5 protein-coding genes are annotated in these 6,130 nt (G+C 32.0%); all 5 read left to right on the plus strand.

Features of this window, described 5'->3' with window-relative positions:
- The first annotated feature begins 701 nt into the window (after positions 1-701).
- The gene (locus A2255_09140; protein OGI17380.1) at positions 702-2,099 is read left to right on the plus strand and encodes a hypothetical protein; all 1,398 of its coding nucleotides are present in this window, start codon (positions 702-704) and stop codon (positions 2,097-2,099) included.
- 162 nt (positions 2,100-2,261) lie between these two features.
- A complete protein-coding gene (locus A2255_09145) occupies positions 2,262-3,173 on the plus strand; it encodes a hypothetical protein (protein ID OGI17381.1) in 912 nt (303 codons plus the stop codon).
- A 156-nt stretch (positions 3,174-3,329) separates the two neighbouring features.
- Positions 3,330-4,619, plus strand: coding sequence for a hypothetical protein (locus tag A2255_09150; protein OGI17382.1), 1,290 nt, complete (start codon positions 3,330-3,332; stop codon positions 4,617-4,619).
- Positions 4,567-5,085 (plus strand): hypothetical protein, encoded by a 519-nt coding sequence (locus A2255_09155; GenBank protein OGI17383.1) that lies wholly within the window; start codon positions 4,567-4,569, stop codon positions 5,083-5,085. The genes A2255_09150 and A2255_09155 overlap by 53 nt, the downstream gene beginning before the upstream one ends.
- Before the next feature lie 17 nt (positions 5,086-5,102).
- A complete protein-coding gene (locus tag A2255_09160; protein ID OGI17384.1) occupies positions 5,103-5,966 on the plus strand; it encodes a hypothetical protein in 864 nt (287 codons plus the stop codon).
- Positions 5,967-6,130: the final 164 nt, after the last annotated feature.

Raw genomic sequence — 6,130 nt, forward strand, 5'->3', positions numbered from 1 at the left:
CATTGTTTTTGCTCATTTTTGTCTAAACCTTTTAAGTTATTTTTCTGAACTTAAAATTTTAGACGTTTTTTTGTCGGATAGGTTCTAAGGAGGTAAGAAAAAATACTTACTAATGTCATGCCGGACGTGTTCCGGCATCTATACAGTTAACGCTTTAAGCTTTTATTAGTAAACAGGATAGATCCCGAAATAAATTTAGGATGACATTTCCACGTTTTATAATTCTAGGTAAAAACTTTTTTTTGCTTTCTTAGCGGACTGACTCACAAGTCTTTAAAATTATTTTGTTAGAGCACTAATTTTACACTTATAAAAAGTGTCGAAGATATCTTCTATTTGTTGAATGTTTTAAGTATATTTATCTTGTAAAATTAAGTTTGGATTTTTTGTTTATTTATAATTCTGAATTTAGTTTATAAGTATTTTATATAATTAGAATTTCTTAGTGTATTTGCCTATTTGACAGAATATATTATACGGAATACACTATAAGATAACATTAAGGATTCTGGTAAACTAGGCAAAATAAGGAAATTAAATTTTTGGTAATATCCATTACCGAACCTAAGTTAAGTGCCAAAGGTACAAATTTAGTCCTCACTGGAATAATTAATGACTTAAAAATGTGACTGTGTCACAAAGCCTTTGAACCAAGCAGACTTAATTTAAAGTTATCAGGTTGTAGCACTACTAAATTTTTAATATGGTTTATATTGCATTTAGAACTATTAAGAGGTAGAGAAGTGAAGGTCCCTAAATATAAAAAAGTTTCAAGAATGGCGACTTGGTTGTTGCCTGGTTTGCAAATAAAAAGATGGTTCTTCTTAACATTTTTAGGTACTTTTTGTTTGGCTCTTGGCGGGGCAATAGTGTTAGATCTTCATCCTATTAACCAGTCTATAGAAATGGTACGAACAGTAGCTCAAAAGTCTCCATCATCATTGACAGGCAGTATCGTTGTATTTTTAGGGTTTATATTCTTTTTATTAGGATGGAAAAAAGCCAATTCCTCAATTATGGATGCAATAGATCCCGGTGATAGAGCACATCTTTTAGAAACATTATATAGAAGAAGAAAGCTTAATAGAGGGCCTAAAATTGTAGCTATAGGCGGTGGCACAGGTTTATCTACAATTTTAAAAGGTTTAAAACATATAACAAATAATATAACAGCAGTGGTAACTGTAGGCGATGATGGCGGAAGTTCAGGCAGATTAAGAGAAGAAATGGGAGTTCTTCCTCCAGGTGACATCAGAAACTGTATTGCTGCCCTTGCTGATGAAGAAGACCTAGTAACAGAATTATTCCAATATAGATTTAAATCAGGTAACGGTCTTGAAGGACATAGTTTTGGCAACCTGTTTTTATCAGCTTTGTGTGCCATTACCGGTGATATGGTAACAGCTGTTAAAGAATCATCAAAAGTTCTTGCTATAAGAGGACAGGTATTACCTGCTACTCTTGATGATATGAGACTTGTTGCTGAGCTTGAAGATGGAAGAGTTATTATGGGAGAATCCCATATTCCTGAAGCTGGTGGTAAAATCAAAAGATTAAGAACTGAACCTGCAAATTTACAGCCTCTTGAAGATGCAGTTCACGCAATTGAAACCGCTGACATAATAATCTTAGGACCAGGTAGTTTGTATACAAGCATTATTCCAAATTTATTAATAGATGGGATAACTGAAACAATATCAAATTCAAGGGCTAAGAAGATTTATATCTGTAATATTATGACTCAGCCTGGTGAGACTGATGATTTTTCAGCTGCTGATCATGTAAGGACTATACTTGATCATTCGAGATATAAAAATATTATTGATGCAGTATTTGTTAATGATAGTCTTCCAAAGAATCTTGCTCTTAAATATAAAGCGGTTAATTCAGTACCAGTTAAGCTTGATATAGAAAATCTTAAAAAGCTTGGAGTTAAAGTTGTTATTAAGAGATTAATAGAGAAAAATAAAGAAGGTTTGGTAAGACATAGTCCTAGAAGATTAGCACGAGCTGTTTATCATTGGTATAAAAATTCCCATCATTACAAAAGTGTAAGCGTTTTTAATAAAGAAAATTCAGAAGAGCATCAATTTATTTAATTTTTTATTAAATACAACTTAATATTTAATAAAAAATCAGTTATAATTATCTAAATGGTAGAAGATTTGTGATTCACTGTATGTTATTTGGTTTGCTTTGGGTCTCAAAGATAGTTCAGTAAATATGCTTTAATAATGCGTGTGACTGTCAGGAGAAGTTAAATGAAACTTTTAAAAGGGTTTGTTAAGCTCATTGAAGCAATTTCATTGCTTTTAGTTCCAATAATAATGTTTTACTGGTTTTTAACGCTTATTAATTTACAAGCTATAAAACCATTTATAGCAATATTAGGGTATGTATTTTCTCCATTTTTATCTTTTATCAAGGTTTATGCTAATTTTAATATCAAATATGAAGATATAACTGTTGATTTTGCTCCATTTATATTGGCAAGTATTTTTGTTGTTGTATTTTTTGTTTTTTCAGGATTTGAAAAGATTTTGGATAATGTAGAGTTAATGATAAAAGAGAATAAGAAAAAGATTCAGGAAGCTCGAGAAAGAGAGCAACAAGAGCTTCAGAGGATGAAATACCTTGAAGAACTAGCAAAAAATAAGATTACTTATTTAGTATTAAAATTCAGACAGAAAGAAACCGCAAATGCTTATCTATATGTTGGAAGAGAGGATGTTTTCGGTGAAGGCATCCTTGGAACAATGGTAAATGATATTATCAATAAATCAAAAGGATTTAATGGTAGGCAGGCTGATGGGTTCGAGGGTGAAGATGGGGCATGTAACTTTATTTTCTATAATATAATTGATGCCATTGACTATGCATTTTATGTGCATAATAAAGTTGTAGAAATAAATAAAGAAGTGTTGGATCAGAGTAAAAGATTTTATTATGGAATTGCCTGTCATTGCTCTTATTCTGAAGCTACAGAGGGTCAAGATTTTGTTAGCACAACAAAATTCTTAAATCTTGGTGGTGATAATGAAGTAATAGTTAGTGAGTTATTTAAGAAAAAATATGAAGCCTTAAAAGAGGATACTAATCTAATCTTTGAATCTAAAGGTATTTATAACATAGAAGATAAGCAAGTTGAGATTTTTGATCTTAAAGTTAAATAGTTCTGGATTATATTTAGCTAGAAAATGTAGATAAGCTTTTTATAAAAATTAATTTTCTTATAGATTAATCTGTAAGATTAGCTTAATTATTTTCTTTTTGCTAAGCTTATTAGTATAGTGAGTGTGGTTACTATTGAAAATTATGAGTGAATAGTCATGAATAGGGCAGAGCTTTTACTTCCAGCTGGTAATATAGAAAAAATGCAATATGCAATTGCATATGGTGCAGATGCCGTTTATTTAGGAATAGTTGATTTCAGCTTAAGAAGCATGAAATCAGGGAACGTTATTACTTTAGAAAATATTAAAGATGCTATTGATACAGCTCATAATATGGGTGTAAAGGCTTATGTGACGGTAAATATCTTTGCTCAAAATAATGATATTGAGAAGCTTCCACCATTAATTGAGATTTTATCTGATGCTAAGCCTGATGGTATTATATTCGGAGATCCAGGATTTTATTCTATATTAAAGAAAAAGCTTCCTGATATTCCTCTCCATGTAAGTACTCAAGCAAATACTCTAAATTATGAAGCTGTTAAATTCTGGCAGGATTTAGGTATAACAAGAGTAATTCTTGCTAGGGAATTAGCTTTAAGAGAAATAGAAGAAATTGCAAATAAAGTTCCTGGTATGGAATTAGAAGTTCTTGTACATGGCTCTATGTGCGTTGCATATTCCGGAAGATGTTTACTTAGTGACTATATGACAGATAATAAGAGAAAATCAAATCAGGGTGGCTGTGTGCAGCCTTGTAGATGGAAATATCATCTGGTTGAAGAAAAGCGTCCGGGTCAATATTATGAAATTACTGAAGATGAAAAAGGGACATATATTCTTAATCCAAAGGATCAGGCATTAATCGGACACATTTCTGATTTAATAAATGCGGGGGTATGTTCATTTAAGGTTGAGGGTAGGACAAAAAGCTTATATTATGCTTCAGTCGTAGCTAAAGCATACAGGCAAGCAATAGATGCTCATTATGCAGGAAAACCAGCTAATACCAATGAATTGTTATATGAGTTGTCAAAAGTAGGTAATCGTGGTTTTACAACGGGATTTCTTATTGATAAACCTGATTCCAGTCATTATGATTATAATGTTAGTAAAGGTATAGCCGGTGCAACTTTCCTCGGAACCATTATTGGGCAGGAAAATAGCAATACCTATAAAGTTCTTGCAAGAAATCAGATCAAGTTAGGAGATTTTATCGAATGGATAACTCCAACCCAACAGATAAGCGCTGAGATAACTAATATAATTAATTCTAAAAATGAAGCTGTTCAAGTTGCGGATACTAATGATATAATTTATCTCAGTTTGGATGAACAGTATGGCAAATTAGAAAACTGGCATTGGGGAATTATTAGGAGTAAGGAAGGACAAGATGGTATTCAGGCTGAACCCGACTTATGTTGTGGAGCACGTAACGGACATTAATCTGGAAGATCTAAGGGCAGAAGGTATTAAGGGCTTAATATTTGACCTTGATAATACAATTATGGCTCCAAAGACTTGTGAACTGTCAAAGGAAGTAGAAGGTTGGCTTGAGATTGTTAAAAATGATTTTAAAATTTCTATAGTAAGTAATAATCCACATAAGCATTATGTGGAAGAAGCTGCGCAGTTAATTGGTGCGCCAGCATATGCAAAAGCTAAAAAACCAGGAACGTTAATTGCAGCTAAAGCTTTAAAAGAGATGGACTTATTGCCATCGCAAGTGGCAATGATTGGAGATAGACCTCTGACTGATATTTGGGTAGGACAAAGATTAGGACTTATAACAATACTTGTTGACCCTCTAATTAAGCATGAAGAGATGGCAATAGTGAAATTTTTAAGAAAATTAGAGAGAATATTTATTGAGTCTCCTAAGAAGATTTTTTCACATCACAGAAAAGAATAAGAGTGTAAATATTTTGTATGAGCAAAGTTTTTGATATCAATTCTCTACAAGTTTTAATTAACAAGTTGGCAACTCAGGATGCTTTAGAAGCAGCTTTAAGGGTTGGTTTAATAATTGTTGTTTCGCTGATAATTATTAAAGTAGCGATAGTATTTGCAGAGAAAGTAAGAAAAATAATTGAGTCAACTTCACTGATAAATGATGATAGGCTTAAATTAAGAACCCAAACAATAACAAGAATCATTAATAGTTTTACTGTAGTGTTTATCAGCTTAATTGCTTTTATGCTGATACTTGGAGAATTAGGATTAAATCTTGCTCCTGTGATTGCCGGTGTTGGTGTATTAGGTTTAGCAGTGAGCTTTGGAGCTCAAAATCTTGTTAAAGATATAATTACGGGCTTCTTTATCTTATTAGAAGATCAATATGGTATTGGAGATATAATAAAAATTGATGATCATGCCGGTGTAGTAGAAAATATGAATCTAAGAACCACAGTTTTAAGGGATTTAGAAGGCAATGTTCATATAATTCCAAATGGTGAAGTAAAAAAAGTTATAGTAATGACCAAATTATGGTCCAGAGCTGTTATTGACGTTAAAGTATTTTATAAGCAGGATATTCAGAGAGTTTTCTCTATTATATCTCAAGAAGCAAGTAATCTTGCGAATGAATGGCCTGATAAAATTATCGAAGAACCTGAGATACTTGGAGTTGATTCTATTGATCCAAATGGATTGACAATAAGATTAATTATTAAGACAAAAACAGCACAGCAATGGGCAGTTTCAAGAGAGTTTAAGAAGAGAATCATTGAAAGATTTAATCAGGAAGGAATTGATTTGCCTTTTTTCCAGTCAATTGGGTATGTACATAATTAAGGACAGCGTAAAAAATACTTATGGATTTTGATGAGCTCATTCTAATCCAATAGGTATTTTTGTAGGTGACTCAGTCACACTATTAAAGTCCTTAACTAAAACTGAATTTTTGAAATAGTGCAAGAAATAGGTTAGACCTCTATTAGACAATCACCAAAAGTCAA

The sequence above is a fragment of the Candidatus Melainabacteria bacterium RIFOXYA2_FULL_32_9 genome (assembly GCA_001784615.1).
Lineage (GTDB): Bacteria > Cyanobacteriota > Vampirovibrionia > Gastranaerophilales > UBA9579 > UBA9579.